The 20,450-nt window shown below is 66.1% G+C and carries 18 protein-coding genes; 9 read left to right on the top strand and 9 right to left on the bottom strand.

What is annotated here, in order from left to right; translation table 11 throughout:
* The first annotated feature begins 151 nt into the window (after positions 1–151).
* A complete protein-coding gene (gdhA, locus tag AC1RDJ_RS24500; RefSeq protein WP_289887396.1) occupies positions 152–1,495 on the top strand; it encodes an NADP-specific glutamate dehydrogenase in 1,344 nt (447 codons plus the stop codon).
* 101 nt (positions 1,496–1,596) lie between these two features.
* Here gdhA and AC1RDJ_RS24495 read toward each other — a convergent pair whose 3' ends face one another.
* A complete protein-coding gene (locus AC1RDJ_RS24495) occupies positions 1,597–2,154 on the bottom strand; it encodes a flavin reductase family protein (protein ID WP_071325495.1) in 558 nt (185 codons plus the stop codon).
* 179 nt (positions 2,155–2,333) lie between these two features.
* On the opposite strand from AC1RDJ_RS24495, the gene AC1RDJ_RS24490 reads away from it, so the two are divergent.
* Together AC1RDJ_RS24490 and AC1RDJ_RS24485 are read left to right on the top strand one after the other, a co-directional pair.
* Entirely contained in the window at positions 2,334–2,954 is a 621-nt protein-coding gene (locus AC1RDJ_RS24490) for a head GIN domain-containing protein (protein ID WP_071325496.1), read from the top strand.
* A 42-nt stretch (positions 2,955–2,996) separates the two neighbouring features.
* Positions 2,997–3,794 (top strand): enoyl-CoA hydratase, encoded by a 798-nt coding sequence (locus AC1RDJ_RS24485; RefSeq protein ID WP_071325497.1) that lies wholly within the window; start codon positions 2,997–2,999, stop codon positions 3,792–3,794.
* Between the two features lie 137 nt (positions 3,795–3,931).
* Here AC1RDJ_RS24485 and AC1RDJ_RS24480 read toward each other — a convergent pair whose 3' ends face one another.
* From AC1RDJ_RS24480 to AC1RDJ_RS24460, 5 genes are all read right to left on the bottom strand, one after another.
* Positions 3,932–4,669, bottom strand: a complete 738-nt coding sequence (locus tag AC1RDJ_RS24480; RefSeq protein WP_071325498.1) for an AIM24 family protein — start codon at positions 4,667–4,669, stop codon at positions 3,932–3,934.
* A gap of 3 nt (positions 4,670–4,672) precedes the next feature.
* A complete protein-coding gene (locus tag AC1RDJ_RS24475) occupies positions 4,673–5,314 on the bottom strand; it encodes an AIM24 family protein (protein ID WP_493028976.1) in 642 nt (213 codons plus the stop codon).
* 17 nt (positions 5,315–5,331) lie between these two features.
* Entirely contained in the window at positions 5,332–5,949 is a 618-nt protein-coding gene (locus AC1RDJ_RS24470; protein WP_198043804.1) for an AIM24 family protein, read from the bottom strand.
* Between the two features lie 155 nt (positions 5,950–6,104).
* Complete coding sequence (locus AC1RDJ_RS24465; protein ID WP_071325500.1) at positions 6,105–9,269, bottom strand: S8 family peptidase; 3,165 nt, start codon at positions 9,267–9,269, stop codon at positions 6,105–6,107.
* A gap of 2 nt (positions 9,270–9,271) precedes the next feature.
* Positions 9,272–9,970, bottom strand: a complete 699-nt coding sequence (locus tag AC1RDJ_RS24460; RefSeq protein ID WP_071325501.1) for an NF038120 family PEP-CTERM protein — start codon at positions 9,968–9,970, stop codon at positions 9,272–9,274.
* Between the two features lie 580 nt (positions 9,971–10,550).
* Here AC1RDJ_RS24460 and AC1RDJ_RS24455 point away from each other — a divergent pair.
* Both AC1RDJ_RS24455 and AC1RDJ_RS24450 read left to right on the top strand, forming a co-directional pair.
* Positions 10,551–11,480 (top strand): histidine kinase, encoded by a 930-nt coding sequence (locus AC1RDJ_RS24455; RefSeq protein WP_493028974.1) that lies wholly within the window; start codon positions 10,551–10,553, stop codon positions 11,478–11,480.
* Positions 11,477–12,148: a response regulator gene (locus AC1RDJ_RS24450; protein ID WP_493028973.1), complete on the top strand. Its 672-nt coding sequence runs from the start codon at positions 11,477–11,479 to the stop codon at positions 12,146–12,148. The genes AC1RDJ_RS24455 and AC1RDJ_RS24450 overlap by 4 nt, the downstream gene beginning before the upstream one ends.
* Here the strand turns inward: AC1RDJ_RS24450 and AC1RDJ_RS24445 are convergent.
* The gene (locus AC1RDJ_RS24445; protein WP_493028972.1) at positions 12,145–14,643 is read right to left on the bottom strand and encodes a TonB-dependent receptor; all 2,499 of its coding nucleotides are present in this window, start codon (positions 14,641–14,643) and stop codon (positions 12,145–12,147) included. The two genes, AC1RDJ_RS24450 and AC1RDJ_RS24445, sit on opposite strands and share 4 nt — an antisense overlap.
* A gap of 104 nt (positions 14,644–14,747) precedes the next feature.
* Positions 14,748–15,209: an Lrp/AsnC family transcriptional regulator gene (locus AC1RDJ_RS24440; RefSeq protein ID WP_071325505.1), complete on the bottom strand. Its 462-nt coding sequence runs from the start codon at positions 15,207–15,209 to the stop codon at positions 14,748–14,750.
* 99 nt (positions 15,210–15,308) lie between these two features.
* On the opposite strand from AC1RDJ_RS24440, the gene ilvB reads away from it, so the two are divergent.
* Entirely contained in the window at positions 15,309–17,063 is a 1,755-nt protein-coding gene (gene ilvB, locus AC1RDJ_RS24435; RefSeq protein ID WP_493028971.1) for a biosynthetic-type acetolactate synthase large subunit, read from the top strand.
* Between the two features lie 85 nt (positions 17,064–17,148).
* On the opposite strand, the gene AC1RDJ_RS24430 is transcribed toward ilvB, so the two are convergent.
* On the bottom strand, positions 17,149–18,018 hold the full coding sequence (locus AC1RDJ_RS24430) for a helix-turn-helix domain-containing protein (RefSeq protein WP_289887404.1): 870 nt from the start codon (positions 18,016–18,018) through the stop codon (positions 17,149–17,151).
* A gap of 135 nt (positions 18,019–18,153) precedes the next feature.
* Between AC1RDJ_RS24430 and AC1RDJ_RS24425 the strand changes: the two genes are divergently transcribed.
* The 3 genes from AC1RDJ_RS24425 to AC1RDJ_RS24415 are packed head-to-tail and all read left to right on the top strand — an operon-like array spanning position 18,154 to position 20,450.
* On the top strand, positions 18,154–19,596 hold the full coding sequence (locus tag AC1RDJ_RS24425; RefSeq protein WP_071325507.1) for a cytochrome P450: 1,443 nt from the start codon (positions 18,154–18,156) through the stop codon (positions 19,594–19,596).
* A gap of 36 nt (positions 19,597–19,632) precedes the next feature.
* On the top strand, positions 19,633–20,094 hold the full coding sequence (locus tag AC1RDJ_RS24420) for a GNAT family N-acetyltransferase (RefSeq protein ID WP_071325508.1): 462 nt from the start codon (positions 19,633–19,635) through the stop codon (positions 20,092–20,094).
* Positions 20,091–20,450 carry a nucleotide pyrophosphohydrolase gene (locus AC1RDJ_RS24415; RefSeq protein WP_071325509.1) on the top strand — a complete coding sequence of 120 codons (360 nt, stop codon included), beginning with the start codon at positions 20,091–20,093 and terminating at the stop codon, positions 20,448–20,450. Before AC1RDJ_RS24420 ends, AC1RDJ_RS24415 begins: the two co-directional genes overlap by 4 nt.

Here is a 20,450-nt window from a genome sequence, read left to right as displayed (position 1 = left end):
CAGACCAGTTCCCCTTGCAGCGGCCGCAGAAGCCCGCGGAAAACGCCCCACAATGTAGCAGAAACCCCTCAAAACCAAATTTCCGCACTATTTTCGTGCAAAATCTGCGATGATAGTTGCCCAAATAACCGATTACCTCCATGGAATTCTGATGAAATACGCATCTGCTCACGAGTATGTCCAGCATGTCGCCGCACGCAATCCAGGTCAACCCGAGTTTCTGCAAGCCGTCACCGAAGTCATGGAGAGCTTGTGGCCGTTCCTGGAACAGCACCCGAAATACGCGGAACAAGGCTTGCTGGAACGCTTGATCGAGCCGGAACGCGTGGTCATGTTCCGCGTCTCGTGGGTCGACGACCATGGCCAGGTGCAAGTCAATCGCGGCTACCGCATCCAGCACAGCATGGCCATCGGGCCGTACAAGGGCGGCATCCGCTTCCACCCGTCCGTCACCCTGTCCGTGCTGAAATTCCTCGCCTTCGAGCAGACGTTCAAGAATGCGCTGACGACGTTGCCGATGGGCGGCGGCAAGGGCGGTTCCGACTTCGATCCGAAGGGCAAGAGCCCGGGCGAAGTGATGCGCTTCTGCCAGGCCTTCGTGAGCGAACTGTTCCGCCACGTGGGATCGGATACGGACGTGCCTGCCGGCGACATCGGCGTGGGCGGACGCGAAGTGGGTTATATGGCCGGCATGATGAAAAAACTCAGCAACCGCGCCGACTGCGTATTCACGGGCAAGGGCGCCAGCTTCGGCGGCTCGCTGATGCGTCCGGAAGCGACGGGCTACGGCACCGTGTATTTTGCCGAGGAAATGCTGAAAACGCGCGGCCGCTCGTTCGAAGGCATGCGCGTCTCCGTCTCCGGTTCGGGCAACGTGGCGCAATACGCGGTGGAAAAAGCCATGGCCATGGGCGCCAGGGTGGTGACCCTGTCCGATTCGAGCGGCACCGTCATCGACGAGGAAGGTTTCACGCCGGAAAAGCTGGCCATCTTGATGGAGATCAAGAACCACCTTTACGGCCGCGTCAGCGACTACGCCGAACGCACGGGCGCCCGTTTCGAGGCGGGCGTATCGCCATGGCATGTCCCGGTCGACATCGCCCTGCCCTGCGCCACGCAGAATGAGCTGGGCATCGACGATGCGCGCCGTCTCATCGCCAACGGCGTGCAGTGCGTGGCCGAAGGCGCCAACATGCCCACCACCATCGAAGCGGCGAAGGCCTTCGAGGCGGCCGGCGTGCTGTATGCACCGGGCAAGGCCAGCAATGCGGGTGGCGTGGCGACGTCGGGCCTGGAAATGAGCCAGAACGCGGCGCGCATGTCGTGGCCGCGCGAGGAAGTCGATGCCCGCTTGCTGCAGATCATGCAAGGCATCCATGCCGCGTGCAAACAGTACGGCACGCGCGCCGATGGTTCCGTCAGCTATGTGGATGGGGCGAATATCGCCGGTTTCGTGAAAGTGGCCGATGCGATGCTGGCGCAAGGGGTCATCTGAGCGTAGGTCGGATTAGGCGCAAGGCGCCGTCATCCGACAACCTTGCTGGCGCGGCCGGCGGTGGCGTCGGATTACGCGCGGCGTTGCCGCGCTAGTCCGACCTACGACATTTCGGGCTTCATCAGGCTCTTGCGGCTGATCGTGCGGCCCGACACCATGAACTCGCCATTGCCGCGATAATGCAGGGTTTCGGGCAGCTTGGGCGAGGTGGCCACGTGGGCCTTCACGCACTCGAAGATGAAGAAGCCCCCTTTCGGGTTGCCCGCCACCTGCGCCAGCTTGCATTCGAAGTTCGCATAGCACTCGGCGATCAGCGGCGCACCCACCTGCTCGGCCGGCTGCGGCGTCAGGCCGAAGGCCGTGAACTTGTCCGTATCGGCGCCGCTGCAATTGCCGATAGCCACCACCTGGTCGACCATGTCGGCCGTCGGCAGGTTGATCACGCATTCCATGCTGCGCTTGATCATTTCATAGCTGTGATTGGCGTCGGAAATGAAACAGCCGAGCAAGGACGGCGTAAATTCCATCAGCATGTGCCAGCCCATGGTCATGACATCGCTCTCGCCCTTCCACGTGGAACTGACCAGCACCACCGGCCCCGGTTCGAGGAAGCGGCGGATATCGGCGACGGGATAATCTTCTTTGTGGTAATTTTTCATCTAGTCTTCCTGGACTTGGTAGGCCATAGCATAGACCAATGGCGCCATGCCGGGCGCGCGGCAGGCCAGCGGCGGCCTTGTCTCTTCCATGCCGCGATTTGTGCAGTTCATCGCAAATTTCTCCCTGCGGGAGAACTTGCGCCCTAGAATACACTGATCAACTATACAAGGAAATCGCCATGCGCCATCTGTTCCTGCTGTCCGTCCTCTCCCTTGCTTCCCTCGCCCATGCCGACGAGCAGACGCGCGCCGTGGGCGCCTTCAATGCCATCGATATCCGCGGCCCCATCAGCATTGAAGTCGAATCGGGCAAGGAGCAGAGCCTGCTGCTGCGCGGCGACCAGAAGTTCCTCAGCGGCGTCATCACGGAAGTGGTCGATGGCGAACTGAAAATCTCGATGAAGGACAAGAACATCAAGAAAACGGAGGGCGACCCGCGCGTCATCATCACCATGCCGACCCTGCGCAAGCTGATCGCGGAAGGCGCGGGCGAGAAGATATTGACCAAGCTCAATGGTCCACGCGTCGATATCAGCTACAAGGGCGCGGGCCGCCTGGCCGCCGATGGCCAGGTCGACTGGCTGCGCCTGAAGGCGCAAGGCGTGGGCGAAGTCGATACGAAAGCCTTGCTGGCGAAAAACGTCGACGTCAATTTCGAGGGCATCGGCTCCGTCAAGGTGTATTCCTCGGGCGAATTGAACGCCGTCGTGCGCGGCATGGGCGAACTCACCTATTACGGCAAGCCGAAGATCGTGCACAAGTCGATCGCCGGCATCGGCAGCGTCAACGCCGCCAAGTAAGCTTTCCTGAAAAAACAAGGCCATCAGGCCACTGGAGACCGCATGACCGCAACACCGGATACCGAGGCGCCGCTCGTGCTGCGCGAGGACGAGGACGGCCTCGTCACCCTGCGCCTGAACCGCCCGCTGCAGTTCAACGCCCTGTCCGAAGCCATGCTGGCGGCGTTGCAGGCGGAACTCGACCTCATCGCCGGCCAGCCGCACGTGCGCTGCGTGGTGCTGGCGGCCGAAGGCAAAGCCTTTTGCGCGGGCCATGACCTGCGCCAGATGCAGGCCACGCGCCAGCTTGCGTACTATCAAACCCTGTTCGCCCAATGCTCGCGCGTGATGCAGGCGATCCAGGCCCTGCCCGTGCCCGTCATCGCCCGCGTGCATGGCATCGCCACGGCGGCCGGCTGCCAGCTGGTGGCCAGCTGCGACCTGGCCGTGGCTGGCGCATCGGCCCGCTTTGCCGTCTCCGGTATCAACGTGGGCCTGTTCTGCGCCACGCCATCCGTCGCCCTGTCGCGCAACGTGTCGAGCAAGCGGGCCTTCGACATGCTGGTGACGGGCCGCTTCATCGACGCCGACACGGCTGCCGACTGGGGCCTGATTAACGAAACGGTGGCCGACGCGGCGCTCGACGACGCCGTGGCGCGCCTGGCGCAGCAGATCATGGCGAAAAGCCCGACGGCCATCCGCTACGGCAAGGCCATGTTCTACCGCCAGCGCCAGCTGCCGCTGGACGACGCGTATGCGTATGCGGGTGACGTGATGGCGCGCAACATGATGGAAGAGGATGCGGAGGAAGGCGTCACGGCCTTTTTGGAAAAGCGGCCGCCCGGCTGGGCGCGGCCGTGAATACCTGACCGCAGCTGCTGCGCGTCGGCATAGGCAGCCTGCGATGCGCACTGCCTCGGCGGCCCCGTGCTCCAGCACCGGCCGCCCCTCCCTTCCGCCCGCGACGGTGCTGTCAGGGACGCCTGGACTTCGTGCGCTTAACGGCCGTCCTTCATCTGCTGCTGCACAGACAGGCTCAGCTTGCCCAGGTCTTCCTTGCCCAGCAGCGGCAATTGCGACAGCAGCTGCATCAGGGTGGAGCTGCCCGTCACGTCCAGCTCGGACGACTGCACCAGCACCGTGCCGGCGCCCGTGAAGTCGATCTGCTTTTCCTCGCCCGACAGGGTAAATCCCGTCAGCGCGCCGGCCGCCGAGGCCCAGCCCTGCACGTGGGCGTAATCGTAATGGTAGGAGGGGCTCGGGCAATCGGCCCAGCCCAGCACGGCCTGCTCGTCGACGCGGCACGGCAGTTCGAGGAAGTGCACGGGGCCGTTCGACGAGGCGATCACCTTGCCCGTGCCGATCATGGTGAGGTAGCCGGGCAGGGTCGATTCCTGGCAAATCACATCCTTCGTAAACCCCAGCAGGTTTTTCGCGCGGATGGTCATGTTGGCATTGTCCAGGTCATAGCAAGCCAGGTCGTTGCCATTGTCGCCGAGGATCAATTGGCCCTGCCCTTGCGCCACGACAAAGTGGTGGATGTATTTCGGCGCATTGAAGGCATTGCGCACGATCAGGTCGAGCACGCTGCTGCCCATGGCTTCGAAGCGCAGTTCGCCATAGAAGGCGATCATCTTGCCCTTGCGAATGAAGATCTGTTCCTTGACGTCGATGACATACGAAAAACGGTTCAGGTTATCGTTTTTCGGCAAGGTATCGGGGGTGTAAATCGTCATGGCTTACCTTTCGCTCGCTTGGATGTAGACCGTGCCCTGGCCCGTGAACTTCACCTGGTACGATTCGCCCGACGCCTGGCCGACAAAGGTCTTCCAGTTCAAGTCCGTGACGATGGTCGAGCTCAGCTGGCCCGTGTGGCCGATATAGGCTTGCGGATCGACAAACACGGGCACGTCCGGCGTGACGGGCAAGCCGATGGCATTGCCGTCGGACAGGATCGCCACTTCGCCCGTGCCCTGGAAGGTGGTGGTAAACAAGCCCTGGCCCGTAGCCATGCCGCGCACTATGCCCTGCACGCCGCCCTGGTTGCCGAGGAACATGGTGCCGGCCGTCAGGCGCGCATCGAAGGCCAGCAAGGAGTCGCTTTCCACATAGAAGGTTTCGCCGCGCACGGGAATGATGGTGACGAACAGGCCCGCGTGCGCGTAAAACACGCTGCCGCGGCCCGTGGCCGACATCAGCGCGTAGCCTTCATTGGTGACGGCGCGCATGGCCAGACTTTGCACGCCCTGGCCCGCCAGGAACGAGCGGCTGAACGCGACGTCGCCCTGGTAAGACACCATGGCGCCCTTGCGCGCGAATACTTCTTCATTGCTGAGTTTTACCTCAAGCATCTTTTCATTGATTTGCTGATAGACAGGCATCGCTGATCCTCGCTGGCTTAACGTTCGGCGGGCTGGATGAACACCACGCCCTGGCCTGTGAATTTATGCTGGTACGACTCGCCCGAACTCTGGCCGATCATCGTGCGCCAATTGACGTCGAAGACGAATTCCTGGCGGATGTCGCCCTTGAAGCCGACGAAGGCGTCCGGATCCACGCGCAGCGGGTGCGCGGGCGTCACTTCCAGCATGATCAGGTTGCCGCGCGAAATGACGGCCAGGTTGCCATGGCCTTCGACGGTGGTGGAAAACAGGCCCTGGCCCGAGCTGGCGCCGCGCAGGCCGGCAAAGCTGGTGCCCGTCTTCAGGCTCGTGTCGTAGGCCAGCAGGCTGCTGCTTTCGATGGTCAGCTTTTCGCCCGCCAGCGCAATGACGGTGATTTCCGCCGCATTCTGCGCGAAAAACACGGTGCCGCTGCCGGACGCCTGCATCACCTGCATGCCTTCGTTCGTCACCTTGCGCTTGAGCGCGCCAAGGATGCCCTCGCCACCGAGCAGGGATTTTTCAAATTTGATGCTGCCCGTATAGGCGACCATGGCGCCGGCGATGGCCAGCACTTTTTCATCCTGCAGGCGCACTTCCAGCAGGCGGTCGGTATTGGTGCGGAAACTGGTCACGCGCGACTCCCCAAGAATGCCAGGCCACAAAGCCATGGCTGACCGACAAGATACCGGCGCCGCCGACGCCGCGCAAGCGCTATTCCTGGCGAACGGGGGCCGCCCATAAAAAAAGGCGTGCCCGGAGGCACGCCTTGCGCTCAATCAAGCCGCGTTTATTGCGCCAGCGCCTGCTTGTCGCCGCGCGCGTTCTGGAACAGCGGCACGGGATCATCGGTATTGACCTCGACCACCGTCACGCCCTGCACCACGCCAGCGACCTGGTAGCCGACGGCGCCCAGGTGGCGCTTGCCGGCCGCCAGGTTGGACCAGCCCAGGGACACGGAAGCCGTGCCGCCCGTGAAGGCCGTGCCCGGCATCAGCGCCTTGAAGCCGCCGTTGGCAACGCCCGGCGCCAGCACCCACGACGACAGCGTGTAGGTGGCCTGGCCGTTTTGCGGCGCAAAGCCGATCAGGCACACCTTGTACGTGCCGGCGGCAGGCAGGCGCAGTTCCACCATTTCATTGGAACTTTGATTGCCGCTGCTACGCACCAGCACGTTGGCGGCGTTGTACACCTCCATGTCGAGGTCGGTATTTTCGCCGCCCGAGGTTTCCGCGTCATAGGTGGCGAAGCGCGCGGCCAGCGTGCCCGCCGGGATCACCACGTTATGCACATTGACGCCCGTGCCGCCACCGGCCTTGCAGGCGGCCGATGCGGCGGCGCCCGTCGATGCCTGGCCGATCGTGCGCGTCTGGCGCACGGCTTCGATCAGGCCCGACTTGATGCCGACCAGCGGCCCCGTGAAGCCCGTGCCCAGGGTCAGCACCTTGCTGCCCGTGGCCGCTTCGCTGCTGACCAGCGGCGAGACGGCCAGTGCCGTGCCGCGCGCCGTCAGCGGGCTGCGCACCGTGTGCGTGCCATCCGTCCAGCTCAAGGCGCCATACACCCAGGTATCGGCCGGCGCCGTGGTGCGCGTCAGCTTGACCTGGAACTGCGCCTTGGCGCCCGGCGCCAGGTTCAGGCTCGCCGGGGTGACCGCCACCGTGTAGCCGGGCAGGCTGGCCGAGGCCGTGTAGACGGCGCTGCTGCTGCCCACATTCGTCACCGTGCGCGTCAGCGTTTGCGTGCCCAGCACATTGGCCGCCGTCAGCGACGGCAGGTTCAGGTTGTAGGCGGCGATGGTGCCGGTGGTGGCGCAATTGGCGGAATACTGCGTGCGGATATTCAGGCCGCACAGGAAGCGCGCATAGTCGATTTCCGACAGGTCATACACGAGGCCCGGATCGGCTGCGCTGTTGGGCGCGATATGGCCGGCGCCCTGTCCCCATGGCAACTGGCCCGAGGTCTTCGCCGTGGCATCCCAGGACACGGAACCGTTCAAGCCGTCGGAATAGGTGCTGAACGCCGTCGTCATCAGCGCCGACTTGATGGCCGCGGGCGACCAGTCCGGATGCTGCTGCTTGAGCAGTGCCGCCACGCCGGCCACGTGCGGGCTGGCCATCGAGGTGCCGGAATAGAAGTCCCATTCCGCCACTGGCGCCACGCCGCCCGCCGCCACCGCATCGCGCTGCGCCTGCGTCAGGTCGGCCGTCACGCCGGCCAGCACGTTGGTGCCGGGCGCCGACAGGTCCGGCTTCAGGATGTTGGCGTTGGCCACGTTCGGTCCGCGCGAGGAACGGTCGCTGACGATAGGCGCCAGCACCGTGGTGTCGGCGATCGTATGCACTTCGCCCAGCGCCGCCGTGCCGTCGGGGTTGCCGGCCATGAAGGCTTTCAGCGCATCGCCCTGCGCCTGCGCCAGGTGCACGGTAGACAGCACGTGCGCCTGGTTGATGATGGTGTTGGCGCCGCCGGCCACGTTGGCGATGATCATGCCCGCCGCGCCAGCCGTCTTCGCATTGCCGCTCTTGTTGACCAGCACGTTGCCGCCGCGGTCGCATACCAGCACCTTGCCCGCCACCTTCGCCGGGTCGAGATAGGCGGACGTGGCGTCGGCCGCGCCATAGCAGCGCAGCAGGTTGACGTCCGTCGGCGAGACGCCGGCCAGGCCCGCGTCGCGCGAACGGATCAGCGGCAGCGCCGGCGTGTTCGCATTGCTCGAGGCGCCCTCGATCTTGCTGCCGTTGCTGAGGATGACATTGCCCGCATACAGGCGGTTATGGGTGGAGTTGGCCACCGTCGCCAGCCATGGGCTGATGTGCGACACGGGCGCCGGCACATCGGGCGCCGGCGTGGCCGGGCCGGAATTGCCGCCCGAGGTGGCGACGAAGACGCCCGCGTTGGCGGCGCCCAGGAAAGCCTGTTCCGTCGCTTCGTCAAACGCGCCGCCGCCCGCATTCGGGCCGATCGAGAAATTGATGACGTTGACGCCATCCTTCACGGCCTGGTCGATGGCGGCCACGCTGTCGGCCGTGGCGCAACCGTTGCGGCCCGTCGAGGCGGCCGTCCAGCACACCTTGTACGCGGCAATGCGGGCGCGCGGCGCCATGCCCGACACCTTGCCCAGCGACACGCCGCCCGAAGTGGCGATGGCACCATTGTTGCCGCCGGCCGTCGATGCCGTATGCGTGCCGTGTCCGCCATGGCCCGTCAGGCCTGCCACGGAATCGCGCGGCGAACGGAATTCCGTCCAGTGCAGTGCCGACGTGGCGGCGCGGTAAAAGCGCGCACCGATCAGCTTATTGTTGCAATTGTCTGCGGAAAAGCCTTCGCCCGTCTGGCAGCTGCCCTGCCAGCTGGCCGGCGGCGCGCCATACACGACGTTATTGCCGCTGTGGCTGGGCACGCCATTCTCGTCGAGGCGGTCGGCAAACGCCGTGTTCTCGGGCCAGATGCCGCTGTCGACGATGCCGATGATGATGTCTTCGCCCGCATGCGTCTTGCCGCCCAGCTGTTCCCAGATGCCGCCCGGCTTGTCGAGGCCCAGGAAGCTGGGCGTGTAGCTGGTGTCGAGCTGCAGGATGGAGTCGGCGCTGATGTTGAGCACGGCGCTGTTTTTCTTCAGCGCCCGCACTTCATCGTCCGTCAGCAAGGCGGAAAAGCCGTTGAAGACGACGTTGTACTGGTGCGTGATTTCGGCCGCGCTGACGGTTTCGGCCACGGCGGCCTGTTTGGTGTCGAGATAACTGAGGTAAGCCTGCACATCGGCGGCGCCCACATTGATGCGCGCGCCGGGCGCCGGCTGGGTGGCGGCCAGGCCATCGACCTGGCCCGTGTAGCTGGCGGCCGGCTTGTCGGCCAGCTGCACGATGTAGGAGCGGCGTTCCTGGGCCTGTGCCGATTGGGCAAGGCTGGCTGCCAGCATGAGGATGGCGAGCGAGACGGGACGTAATTTCATGCTCAGGCTCCTTGCACGGTGGCGGTGGCGACGGCCTTGGCGGCGCGGCGGCGCGAGACCATGCCGATGGCGCCCAGTCCTGCCAGCAGCAGCAGGTAGGTCGATGGCTCCGGCACGGCGCTGACATTGATGTTGTCGAGCGCGAACTGGCCCTGGTTAAACGCGGGGAAGTCGAGCGAGTTGCTGCAAATGCCGCTCTCGTTGAAGATGCAGGCATTGAAGGTCAGGCCCGTGAAGGCGTAATTGCTGAAGCCGCTCAACAGCGAGGCGCTCTGGAAATAGTAATTGCCATCGCTGCCCTGGCCCGGGAACGCCAGCGAGGTATTGATCACCTGGCCGTTGGTCAGGGTACCGCTCAGCTGCAGCTGGCCCCAATTCTGGTTCGGCAAGCCGGAGATGGGAGCGATGAAGGAATAGTCGAAACCGGTGAGGCTGAAAGCCTGGTGGTCGGCACGGGAAAAATTCACGCCGCCATCGTTGAGGATGGCCAGGTAGTTGCCGGTGCCGCCTTGCGGACAAGCGGCGATATCGCACGAGGATGCCGCGCGGCCATCGAGGATGGCGCCCACGCCGCTGACGCCGCCGCCAGCGGCCGTCGTCGGATCGGCAAGAAACAGCAGGTTGTAGCTCGACGTATTGAGCGTCTGGCCGCTTGCATAAATATCGGGGCGCAGCGAGTCGAAACTGATGACATCCGCCATGGCCGGTGCCGCGGATAGCAGCGCCAGCGTGGCAAGAGCGGAAAACAGGGTTTTGCGACCGCGGGTAGCGGATGGGTGAGGAGCGGCGGGCGATACCCGCGCTGCATACGATGAGCGATTCATTCTATTCCCTTGATTGTTGTGGATAGAGAGGTCGGCAGGTCTGTGCCCGCTTTCAGCTTTTTCACAAAAGTGTCAACAAATATAGCAAATCACATAAAACAAATAACATATTTTTAATATCGTTTATTTATTTTTCATCTAACTTCCCGAAACTTTGTTTTGTTTTCCCTATGAAAGTTTGTCCATTCTCGACGTTACATTCAAACAACAATTTCCTTGTCGTCAAACGTGCGCACCGGCATGCGGACACAACTTCGGATAAGCTCGAAAACCGCGCCTGGTGTCACGGCCGGATCGCGGCGCTACCTCGCGTCGGTGCGGCGCAGCGTCACATCGCGGTACACCTGTTCCATCCTGGAACATGCATCACGGCCCCTTCGCGCGCCGGCCCCGCCCCACGGCCGGTGGCATGAAGATTGCACAACCTCGGCATTACCGTGCTCAGGGAGCGTGCATCATGGAATACGATCAACTTGGCGCCCAGGCAAGCGCGCGCTCCCGGCCACGCCGGGCCGTTTTACTGTGCGGCACGCTGGCGCTGGCGCTGGCATTTTTCCTGCTGGCCGCCAGGCTGGACCTGGCCGAGCGGCTGGCGCATGCGCTGCGGCGCCAGGAACACTGGCAACTCGATGAACTGGCCCTGAGCCTGCTGTTGCTGGCGTTGGCGCTGGCCGGCTGCGCCCTGTGGCGCGGGCGCCAGGTGGCCGCCCTGCTGGCGCACAACCGCGCCCTGACGCAGCGCCTGCTGCGCGCCCAGGAAGACGAGCGCTGTGCGCTGGCGCGCGAATTGCACGATGAAGTGGGGCAAAACTGCACGGCCATCCGCGCGGCCGCCAGCTACATCCTGCGCGCCGGTGCCGGCGACCAGGCCAATGTGCAAGCCAGCGCGGCCAGCATCGCCGGCGCCGCCGAAGCGCTGCACGCGATGGTGCGCAGCATGCTGCGCCGGCTGCGCCCGCCCGTGCTCGACAGCCTGGGCCTGGAGGCGGCCCTGCAGGCGCTGTGCGATGGCTGGGCCGCGCAGCACGGCATCGCCTGCCATTTCGCGCCGCACGCCATTCCGGCCGACCTCGACGACGGCACGGCCATCGCCATCTACCGCCTGGTGCAGGAAGGCTTGACGAACGTGGCGCGCCACGCGGGCGCCCGCCGCGCCACGGTGGAATTGCGCGCCGATGCGCACGGCACCTTGCACCTGGCCATCGAAGACGATGGCCATGGCTTGCGCCAGGACAAAACGGAAGCTGGCGGCTTCGGCATGCTGGGCATGCGCGAGCGCGTGGCGGGCCTGCGCGGCCATATCCACTGGATCAGCACGCTGGGCCGCGGCTTGCGCATCGAAGTGGCGATGCCGCTGGCGGGCGTCGCGCCACGGTGGGCCGCATGAGCACGGGCATCGGCGTGGCCGCGCGGCCGATCCGCGTGATGCTGGTCGACGACCACCCGGTCGTGCGCTCGGGCTACCGCCGCCTGCTGGAACAGGGCGCCGATATCGCCGTCGTGGCCGAAGCGGGCAATGGCGAGGCGGCGTATGCCTTGCATGGACAACACGCGCCTGACGTCTGCGTGACGGACCTGTCCATGCCCGGCATCGGCGGCCTGGAATTGCTGCGCAAGCTGATCGCCCGCGACGCCGGCGCCCGCGTGCTGGTGTTCACCATGCACGACACGCCCCAGCTGATCGCGCGCGCGCTCGACGGCGGCGCCTGCGGCTTCGTCAGCAAGCAGGCCGATCCGGAGCACCTGGTCGAAGCCGTGCGCGCCGCCCATGCGGGCCGCCGCTACCTGGACCCGCACAGCGCGCCCGGCGTGCGGCACGACACGGCCGGCGCGGAAATGCAGCGCTTGAGCAGCCTGAGCCAGCGCGAGTTCGAAATCTTCCGCCTGCTGGCCGAAGGCCGCAGCGCCGCCGACTGCGCCCGCCTGCTGCACCTGAGCAGCAAGACGGTAGCCAACCACCAGACGTGCATCAGGGACAAGCTCGACGTGGCCGGTCCCGCCGCCCTCGTCCACCTGGCGCTGCGCCATCGCGTCATCGAACACATCCACCCTTAAAACGCGTAACGCATGCCCACGTTGATCGCGCGCGGCGCGCCGGCCGCATAAAAGGTCGCGTTGACCATCGGATATGCGCCCCCCACGGTCGGCAGCGGCCGGGCAGCGAAGTTGCCGTTGGCGTCGAAACCCGTCGCGCCCAGCTGGGCGGCCGTGGCGTACTTGCGGTCGAACAGGTTGCTCACCTGGGCAAACACGCTGAGCCGGGGCGTCAGCTGGTATCTGCCGTTCAGCTCGACCACGGCGTAGCCGCCGCTCTTGCCCGCGCCCAGGTAGGACGCGCCGCCCGGCTGGTGCCGGTTGTTTTCATTGCCGCGCGCATACGCGCCCGACACGGCCGTCATGGCCAGCCCCAGCGTCCAGTCGCGTCCGCCCGCGTAATCCACGTGCGCCTTCAGGAGATGGCTGGGGGTGAGCGGGATACGGTTGCCGGGCGCGATGACGATATGGCCTTCCAGGCCGGGGGCTTCCGCGTCGCTGCTGCTGTTGGCGCTGCCGTTGACGGTTTCGCGGCTTTGGTACGTTGCCTGCAGCCACGTGTAGTTGACGCCGAAATCCAGTCCCCCTGCCTTGCCATCGAGCGCCAGTTCCACGCCCTGGTGGCGCGTCTTGCCGAAATTTTTGAAGTAGCCGAAGCCGGCCTGGTTGTCGGCCACGAACAGGATGTCGTCATGGTTTTCCGCGCGAAATACGCCCGCGCTCCACTTCGCCATGCTGCCCCACTGGCCGCGCACGCCCGCTTCCCACGTCTTCGTCACCACCTGTTTCAGGGGCGGGTCGCCGGCCATGGCGTTCGGCAGGCGGCATGGGTTCTCCGGGTCGGCGCAACCGAGCTCGATGGCCGTCGGCGTGCGGCTGCCTTCGTTGTAGCCGAGGTAGGCGCTGCTGCCCGCGGCCGGCGCGTAGGCCAGGCCGATGGCGGGATTGAAGCGGCTGTAGCGGTGGTCGCCGTCGAGCGAACCGCTGCCGCCGCCGGGCGTGATGGCGTCGCGGTTGCGCACCGTGCTGCGGTTGTAGCGGCCCGACACGGTCAGGGTCAGGTCTTGATTGAACGCCATGCTGTCGCTCGCATACACGCTCCATGTGCGCATGCGCCCGCGCAAGTCGACGCGGTTGTCCACGGGCGTGCCATCGTCGTCGATCTGCGTGCCGTCGGCAAAGAAATTCACGGGCGTGATGCTGCGGTCCGGATTCAGATAGCCGAACTGGCTGGTCTGGCGGAACGTGGCGTGGCTCGCATCATAGGCGGCGCCGCCCGTGACGGCATGGCGCGTGCCCGCCACGCCGGCCAGCCAGGTGAACTGGCCGGAAAAGCCATGGTTGTCCTGCTGCGTATGGCTGCGGTTGAGCATGCCGTTGCATTTCTCGGCCGGCTCGTCGTTCAGCAAGACATTGGCTATGCAGCGCCACTTGGGAAACGGCGTGTTGCCCGCGTTCGCCCCGCTGGCGGGAAAACCCGCATAGCCGGCCGCCGCCAGGGCGGCCCGCTCGGCCGCGCCCGGCTGGTAGACGGACTGGTCCAACGACTCGTCGTTCAGGTCGCCATTAAACGTGTGCGTGTCGATCTTGCGGTAATACGCATTGCCGGACAACAGCAAGCTGTCGCTGGCCTGGTGCCTGGCCGTCAGGTTCAGCATGGTCGCCCTGTTCTGCGTCAAGTCCGGCTTCGTGTAGACGCTGCGGTAATCGCGCGCCAGCAGGCGCTGTTCCTGCAAGCCATTGCCCGTCAGCGCATTGTCCGCATGCGCCAGCGTGGCGGCGACCTGCGTGCGCGCATCGCTCCAGCCCAGCTTGCCAAAGGCCTGGCGCACGTCCGACGGCGAATCGTCGCGCCAGCCCTCTTCCTTGTAACGGTTGCCCGTCACATACCAGTGCCAGCCCTGCGCATTGCTGCCGCCGTGCTCGAACTCCACGCCGCGCCGTTGATTGGCGCCCAGGCGCGCCTCGACGGCCGTGCCGGGGCTGGTCTTGCCATCCTTGCTCTGGATGGCCAGCGCGCCGCCCAGGGTGTTCAAGCCGAACAGCGGGTTCGAGCCCGGCATCAGGGTCAGCGAGGCGATCGCCATGCGCGGGATCAAGTCCCAGCTGACGACGTCGCCAAACGGCTGGTTCAAGCGCATGCCGTCGAGGTAGACGGAGAGGCCCTGCGGCGTGCCCAGCAATGGCGACGCCGTGTAGCCGCGGTAGCTGACGTCAGGCTGGAACGGGTTGTTCTGCACCTCGTTGACGACCACGCTGCCCAGGTTGCGGCGCAGAAAGGCCGACAGGTCCAGCGCGCCGCTGCGCGCGATCTGCTGCGCGTCGGCCGTCTGCACGGGCGCGGCGATGGCATCGCGCGCCTGCTCCACGGTGGGCAGCGGCATGCTGCCCGTGATGATGACGACAGGCAAATCGCCCGAGGTGGCCAGGTTCGCGGCCAGGCTGGCGGCAGCCGGCTCGGCGGCGTGCGCCTGGCACAGGGCCAGGGCGGCGGCGGCAAATACGGTCGGTTTCATGCAGGCCCCCGTTGTATAGTGGTTTTTATTACTGCCCAGTATCGGACAGCCACCAGGGGATGGACTAGGGAAAAACTCCCGCCGTGCAGATATGGACGGGATACTCAGCGCTGCAGCGGCAAATAGCTCTGCTTGAGCTGGCGCAAGACAAAACTCGATTTGCTGTGGCGGATGCCGGGAATCTTGTACAGGCGCTCGCGCAGCAGGCGTTCATAGTCGCGCGTGTCGCTGACGGCGATGCGCAGATAGTAATCGTAGTCGCCGGAAACAAGAAACGCTTCCAGCACTTCCGGGATCATGGCCAGCGCGTGGCCGAACTCGAACAGGGCCTGGTCGGAATGGTCGTCCAGGGTCACTTGCACGATGACGGTATCGGCCAGCCCCACCTTGGCCGCGTTCACGTTCACCGTGTAGCCCTCGATGACGCCGTCTTCCTCCATGCGCTTGATGCGCGCCCAGCACGGCGACGACGTCAGCCCCACCTTGGCGCTCAAGTCGTGCAGGCTGATGCGGGCATCCTGCTGCAGGGCCGTCAGGATGGCGAGGTCGAATTTATCGAGCTTCATTCTGCATTCCTCTATTTGAACAGCAAATTTTGCTGAATACGGCATTTTATACGAGAAAACCAGCAGCCTTTTCTGTGGCATCAAGCAGAAAATAAGGCCATGAAACCCGACCACGCCGCCCTCCTCGCCCCGCCCTCCTCTTCCCCTGCGCCGCGCAACGGCGCCAGCGTGCTGATCGACACCCTGCTGGCGCTGGGCGTCGACACCGTCTTCGGCTACCCGGGCGGCGCCGTGCTGCCCCTGTACGACGCGCTGCACGCGCAGCCGCGTTTGCGCCATGTGCTGGTGCGCCACGAGCAGGCGGCCGTGCACGCGGCCGAAGGTTATGCGCGCAGCACGGGCCGGCCCGGCGTGGTCTTCGTCACGTCCGGCCCCGGCATGAGCAATACCACCACGGGACTGCTCGACGCCCTGTGCGATTCGATTCCCGTCATCTGCATCAGCGGCCAGGTGGCCACCACCAGCATCGGCACGGACGCCTTCCAGGAATGCGACGCGCTCGGCATTTCGCGCCCCGTCACCAGGTGGAACCGGCAAATCCGCACGGCCGATGAAACGGCGGCCGTCGTGCGCGAAGCCTACGCGCAAGCCACGCAGGGACGGCCCGGCCCCGTGCTGGTCGACTTTCCCAAGGATCTGCAGCTGGCGCCCGTCGCGCACGGGGCAGCGCTGCCGCCCATCGCCGCCGTCGCCACGTCCCTGCCCGCGCTCGCCGACCTCGAACGGGCCGCCAGCCTGATCGCCGGCGCGCGCCAACCCGTGTTCTATGGCGGCGGCGGACTCATCAACTCCGGCCCCGCCGCCTGCGCCGCCTTCGGGCAACTGGTGAAACTGGCGGCCGCGCCGTGCACCCTGACCCTGCTGGGCCTGGGCGCCTTTCCCGCCTCGCACCCGGCCTTCCTCGGCATGCTGGGCATGCACGGCACGCTGGAAGCGAATCTGGCCATGCACCACGCGGACCTGATCGTCTGCGTCGGCGCCCGCTTCGACGACCGCGTCACCGGCAGACTGGACGCCTTCTGTCCCGGCGCGAAAATCATCCACGTCGATATCGATCCGGCGTCGATTGGCAAGGTGGTGCGCGCCGACGTGGCCCTGCGCGGCGATTGCGCGCCCATACTGGATGCCCTGCTGGCGCAGCTGCGCGGCCGGCTGCTGGCGGACCGCCAGCCGTGGTGGCAGCGCATCGACGGCTGGCGCGCGCAGGATTGCCTGGCGTTCGACGACACGCCGGACGTGATCGCGCCGCAGGCGCTGATGCAGCGGCTGCAGGCGGCGCTGGACGGGCAGGACGCCATCGTTTCCACCGACGTGGGCCAGCACCAGATGTGGGCCGCGCAGCACCTGCGCTTCGAGCAGCCGGGGCGCTGGCTGACGTCGGGCGGCGCCGGCACCATGGGCTACGGGCTGCCGGCCGCCATCGGCGCGCAGGTCGCCCACCCTGACCGCCGCGTGGTGTGCGTCAGCGGCGACGCCTCGATCCTGATGAATATCCAGGAACTGGCGACGGCCGTGCAGCACCGCCTGCCCGTGAAAGTGGTGCTGTCGAACAATGGCTACATGGGCATGGTGCGCCAGTGGCAGGAACTCATCCATGGCGGGCGCTACAGCCACAGCTATACGGAAGCGCTGCCCGACTTCGTCGCCCTGGCGCGCGCGTTCGGCTGGCAGGCGCACACGGTGAGCCGGCGCGACGAGCTCGACGCGGCGCTGGCCGCCTGCCTGGCCTCGAACGGCCCCTGCTTCCTTGACATGCGCGTGCATGGCGAGGAAAACTGCTTCCCCATGCTGGCTCCCGGCGCCGGGCACCATGAGATGACTTTGTCCAAGGGAAAGGTGTACGGCGAGCGGTAGGCCGGATTAGCGGCAACGCCGCGTAATCCGACCTCCCCACCGACCGCGCCAACGCCGGCTTACGCTCCTCCGGACTTCACCCGACCTAGGCCCATATACGATAAACCCAGTAACTTTCATCGTCGCGGCTGGCGCGCGCCAGTTCGGTGGGACTCAGGCCCGTGATGGCGCGCACCTCGCGGCACAGATGGGCCTGGTCGGCGTAACCGCCCTGCAAGGCGATATCGCTCCATGAGGCGTTGCCTTGCAGCATGGCCTCTCGCGCGTCGAGAAACGACTGTTCCGCGCGGCGCATGCGGCGCAGGGTGCGCATGGGCTGGCCGGCCCATGCCTTGATGCGGCGCTCGATATTGCGCGCGCCACTGGCCAGGCCCATCGATGCCGCCTGCACGCCCAGGCGGCGCACCCAGTCCTGGATGGCGCCGGCCGGCTGGTCGCCGCTCTTGCGCACCACCGCCCAGCGCGGCGCCAGGAACGCTTCCACCAGCGCGATGCGCGCCGCGTCGTCGGGCGCGGCCAGCACGGCGTCGGACAGCGCCAGCCAGTCGGCGTCGAACAGCGGTTCGAGCGGGCGCACCTGGTCGAACAGGACTGCCATGTCGATGCCCGTCAGCGCATGCAGGGCGGCCGGATACAGCATCACCATGAACGAGTGCACGGGACCGGGGTTGTAGCTGACCAGCGGATAGCCGCGCGGGCCGCTGAACAGGGCGGGCGGCATGCGCACCTGCAGCAGGTCGGGGCCGGGCGCCGCCGCCTCGACCTCGCCCGCGACGGTCCACAGCAGACAACACATGGGCGTGGCGGGAAAGCGGTTCAGGCGCTGCGCCGGCGGCAGCGGCGCGCAAGGCGTGGTGTCGCGCACGAGGAAGGCGCGCACGCAGGAAGCGAGCGCGGTGCGCGGCGCGATCAGGCGCGTGACGGGTGTGGCGGCGGGAGTCGGTGTGGAAGCCATGGCAACCATTGTAGCGGGATTTTTCGCCGCCCGACGATGTCGTAAACGTTCAATACAGGCAGGCCGCAATCGCGTAGAGTATGGTTATTGTTGCAAGCAATCCTCGTACTTTCACCGTATCGACAGGAGACGTTCATGCCGCCACTCGACCACGCCGCCGCGCCCGCCATCGCGCGGCCCTTGCGCCAGATCCGCCGCTTGCCGGGGCCGTTCGCCCTGCCCATCGTCGGCAACAGCCTGCAAATCAAGCTCACGCGCATCCACCGCGACGTCGAGCAATGGGTGCAGCGCTACGGCCCCTACCTGCGCGCCTGGTTCGGCCGCACGCTGGTGCTGGTGGTGGCCGACAGCGAGGCCGTCGCCGCCGTGCTGCGCGACCGGCCCGACGGTTTCCGGCGTCCGCTCAGCAGCTTCATCGTCTCCGAAGAGATGGGCGGCATCCCCGGCCTGTTCCTGGCCGAAGGCGCGCAGTGGCGCAACCAGCGCCGCATGGTCATGGCCGGCATGGCGCCGGGCGCCATCAAGGCCTACTTCCCGGCGCTGGTATCGGTGGCGCAGCGCCTGCGGCGGCGCTGGCATCTTGCCGCCACGCAAGGCCAGGCCATCGATCTCGATGGCGACCTGAAACGCTATACGGTCGACATCATCGCCGGGCTGGCCTTCGGCACGGAAGTCAACACGCTGGAATCGGGCGAGGACGTGATCCAGCGCCACATGGACGACATCCTGCCCGCCGTGGCGCGGCGCAGCCTGTCGATGTTCCCGTACTGGCGCTACGTCAAGCTGCCCATCGACCGGCGCCTCGACCGCGACGTGGCGGCCCTCTCCGCCGCCGTGGCCGACCTGGTGCAGCAGGCGCGCACGCGCATGGCGCACGATCCGGCGCGCCGCGAACGCCCGCCCAACCTGCTCGAAGCGATGATCGCCGCCGCCGACGAAAAGGACAGCGGCGTGGACGACCGCGCCGTGGCGGGCAATGTGCTGACCATGCTGCTGGCGGGCGAAGACACGACGGCCAACACGATTTCCTGGATGATCTATCTGCTGCAGCGCCATCCGCGCAGCCTGGCGCGGGCGCGCGAGGAAGTGCGGCGCCTGGCGCCCGACGCGGCGCACTTCACGATCGAGCAGATGGATAGCCTCGACTACCTGGGCGCCTGCGCCAGCGAAGCCATGCGCCTGAAACCCGTGGCGCCCTTCCTGCCCGTCGAAGCGCTGCGCGACACGGTCATCGCCGACATCGCCGTGCCGGCCGGCACCCTCGTGTGGTGCGTGATGCGCAACGATACCGTTGCCGACGCCCACTTTCCCGACGCGCAGGCGTTCCAGCCCGAGCGCTGGCTGGCGCAGAGCGGCGAGGCGAACAACAAGCGCGCCTCGATGCCGTTCGGCGCCGGCTTGCGCACGTGTCCGGGACGCTACCTGGCCTTGTTGGAGATCAAGATCGCCATGGCCATGCTGCTGGGCAGCTTCGACATCGCCGGCGTCGACACGCCCGATGGCGGCGAGGCGCAGGAACTGATGGGCTTTGTGATGTCGCCCATCGGCCTGTCGCTGCGCCTGGCGCGGCCGCAGTGATACCATGGGGGCAATCTCCGTCTACCTGCTTTCACCATGCAAATTCTCCTGGAATCGCCGCAGCAAGCCGATGTGCAAACCCTGATCGCCGAGCTTGATGCCTATCAACAAACCCTGTATCCGGCCGAGTGCGTGTATGCGCTGGACCTGGCATCGTTGCCGCCTGAAACCCTGCTGTTTGCCGTCGCCCGCGATGCGGCCGGCGCGGCGCGTGCCTGCGGCGCCATCGTCGTCACGCCCGCTTTCGGCGAGGTCAAGCGCATGTATGTACACCCGGACAGCCGTGGCCTGGGCCTGGCGAAACGCCTGCTGGCCCTGCTGGAAGAACAGGCGCTGGCGCGCGGCTGCCGCCTGCTGACGCTAGAGACGGGCATCCACCAGCCGGACGCCATCGCCCTGTACGCGCGCCACGGCTACCAGCGGCGCGGGCCGTACGGCGACTATCCCGACGATCCGTTCAGTGTCTTCATGGAAAAACCGCTGCAGGCCGCCGCATGAGCGCGCCCACCGACAGCCTGCTGGACATCCGCGCGCGCCTGCGCGCCTTTGCCGACGAGCGCGACTGGGACCAGTTCCACACGCCGAAGAACCTGGCCATGGCCCTGTCCGTGGAAGTGGCGGAACTGGTCGAGCACTACCAGTGGCTGGCCACGGGCGCGGATGCGGAACTGGACGAAGCGAAGCGCGCGGGCATCCGCCATGAACTGGCCGACGTGCTGATGTACCTGGTGCGCCTGGCCGACAAGAGCGGCGTCGACCTGCACGCGGCCGTGCTGGAAAAGATGACGCTGAACGCGCAGAAATATCCGGCGCAGCAGGTGCGCGGCGATGCGCGCAAATATAGCGAATACTAA

This window comes from Janthinobacterium sp. GW822-FHT07H10, assembly GCF_058798675.1.
Note: the sequence above shows the minus strand (reverse complement) of the source record. Positions and strands in the feature narration are given on the sequence as shown.

Coding starts and splice junctions, on each gene's coding strand:
- AC1RDJ_RS24440 (WP_071325505.1), bottom strand. CDS start 15,209: ATGAAGCTCGATAAATTCGACCTCGCCATCCTGACGGCCCTGCAGCAG.
- AC1RDJ_RS24475 (WP_493028976.1), bottom strand. CDS start 5,314: ATGCCTGTCTATCAGCAAATCAATGAAAAGATGCTTGAGGTAAAACTC.
- AC1RDJ_RS24460 (WP_071325501.1), bottom strand. CDS start 9,970: ATGGCGGATGTCATCAGTTTCGACTCGCTGCGCCCCGATATTTATGCA.
- AC1RDJ_RS24465 (WP_071325500.1), bottom strand. CDS start 9,269: ATGAAATTACGTCCCGTCTCGCTCGCCATCCTCATGCTGGCAGCCAGC.
- AC1RDJ_RS24485 (WP_071325497.1), top strand. CDS start 2,997: ATGACCGCAACACCGGATACCGAGGCGCCGCTCGTGCTGCGCGAGGAC.
- AC1RDJ_RS24495 (WP_071325495.1), bottom strand. CDS start 2,154: ATGAAAAATTACCACAAAGAAGATTATCCCGTCGCCGATATCCGCCGC.
- AC1RDJ_RS24455 (WP_493028974.1), top strand. CDS start 10,551: ATGGAATACGATCAACTTGGCGCCCAGGCAAGCGCGCGCTCCCGGCCA.
- AC1RDJ_RS24490 (WP_071325496.1), top strand. CDS start 2,334: ATGCGCCATCTGTTCCTGCTGTCCGTCCTCTCCCTTGCTTCCCTCGCC.
- gdhA (WP_289887396.1), top strand. CDS start 152: ATGAAATACGCATCTGCTCACGAGTATGTCCAGCATGTCGCCGCACGC.
- AC1RDJ_RS24445 (WP_493028972.1), bottom strand. CDS start 14,643: ATGAAACCGACCGTATTTGCCGCCGCCGCCCTGGCCCTGTGCCAGGCG.
- AC1RDJ_RS24480 (WP_071325498.1), bottom strand. CDS start 4,669: ATGACGATTTACACCCCCGATACCTTGCCGAAAAACGATAACCTGAAC.
- ilvB (WP_493028971.1), top strand. CDS start 15,309: ATGAAACCCGACCACGCCGCCCTCCTCGCCCCGCCCTCCTCTTCCCCT.
- AC1RDJ_RS24420 (WP_071325508.1), top strand. CDS start 19,633: ATGCAAATTCTCCTGGAATCGCCGCAGCAAGCCGATGTGCAAACCCTG.
- AC1RDJ_RS24430 (WP_289887404.1), bottom strand. CDS start 18,018: ATGGCTTCCACACCGACTCCCGCCGCCACACCCGTCACGCGCCTGATC.
- AC1RDJ_RS24450 (WP_493028973.1), top strand. CDS start 11,477: ATGAGCACGGGCATCGGCGTGGCCGCGCGGCCGATCCGCGTGATGCTG.
- AC1RDJ_RS24415 (WP_071325509.1), top strand. CDS start 20,091: ATGAGCGCGCCCACCGACAGCCTGCTGGACATCCGCGCGCGCCTGCGC.
- AC1RDJ_RS24425 (WP_071325507.1), top strand. CDS start 18,154: ATGCCGCCACTCGACCACGCCGCCGCGCCCGCCATCGCGCGGCCCTTG.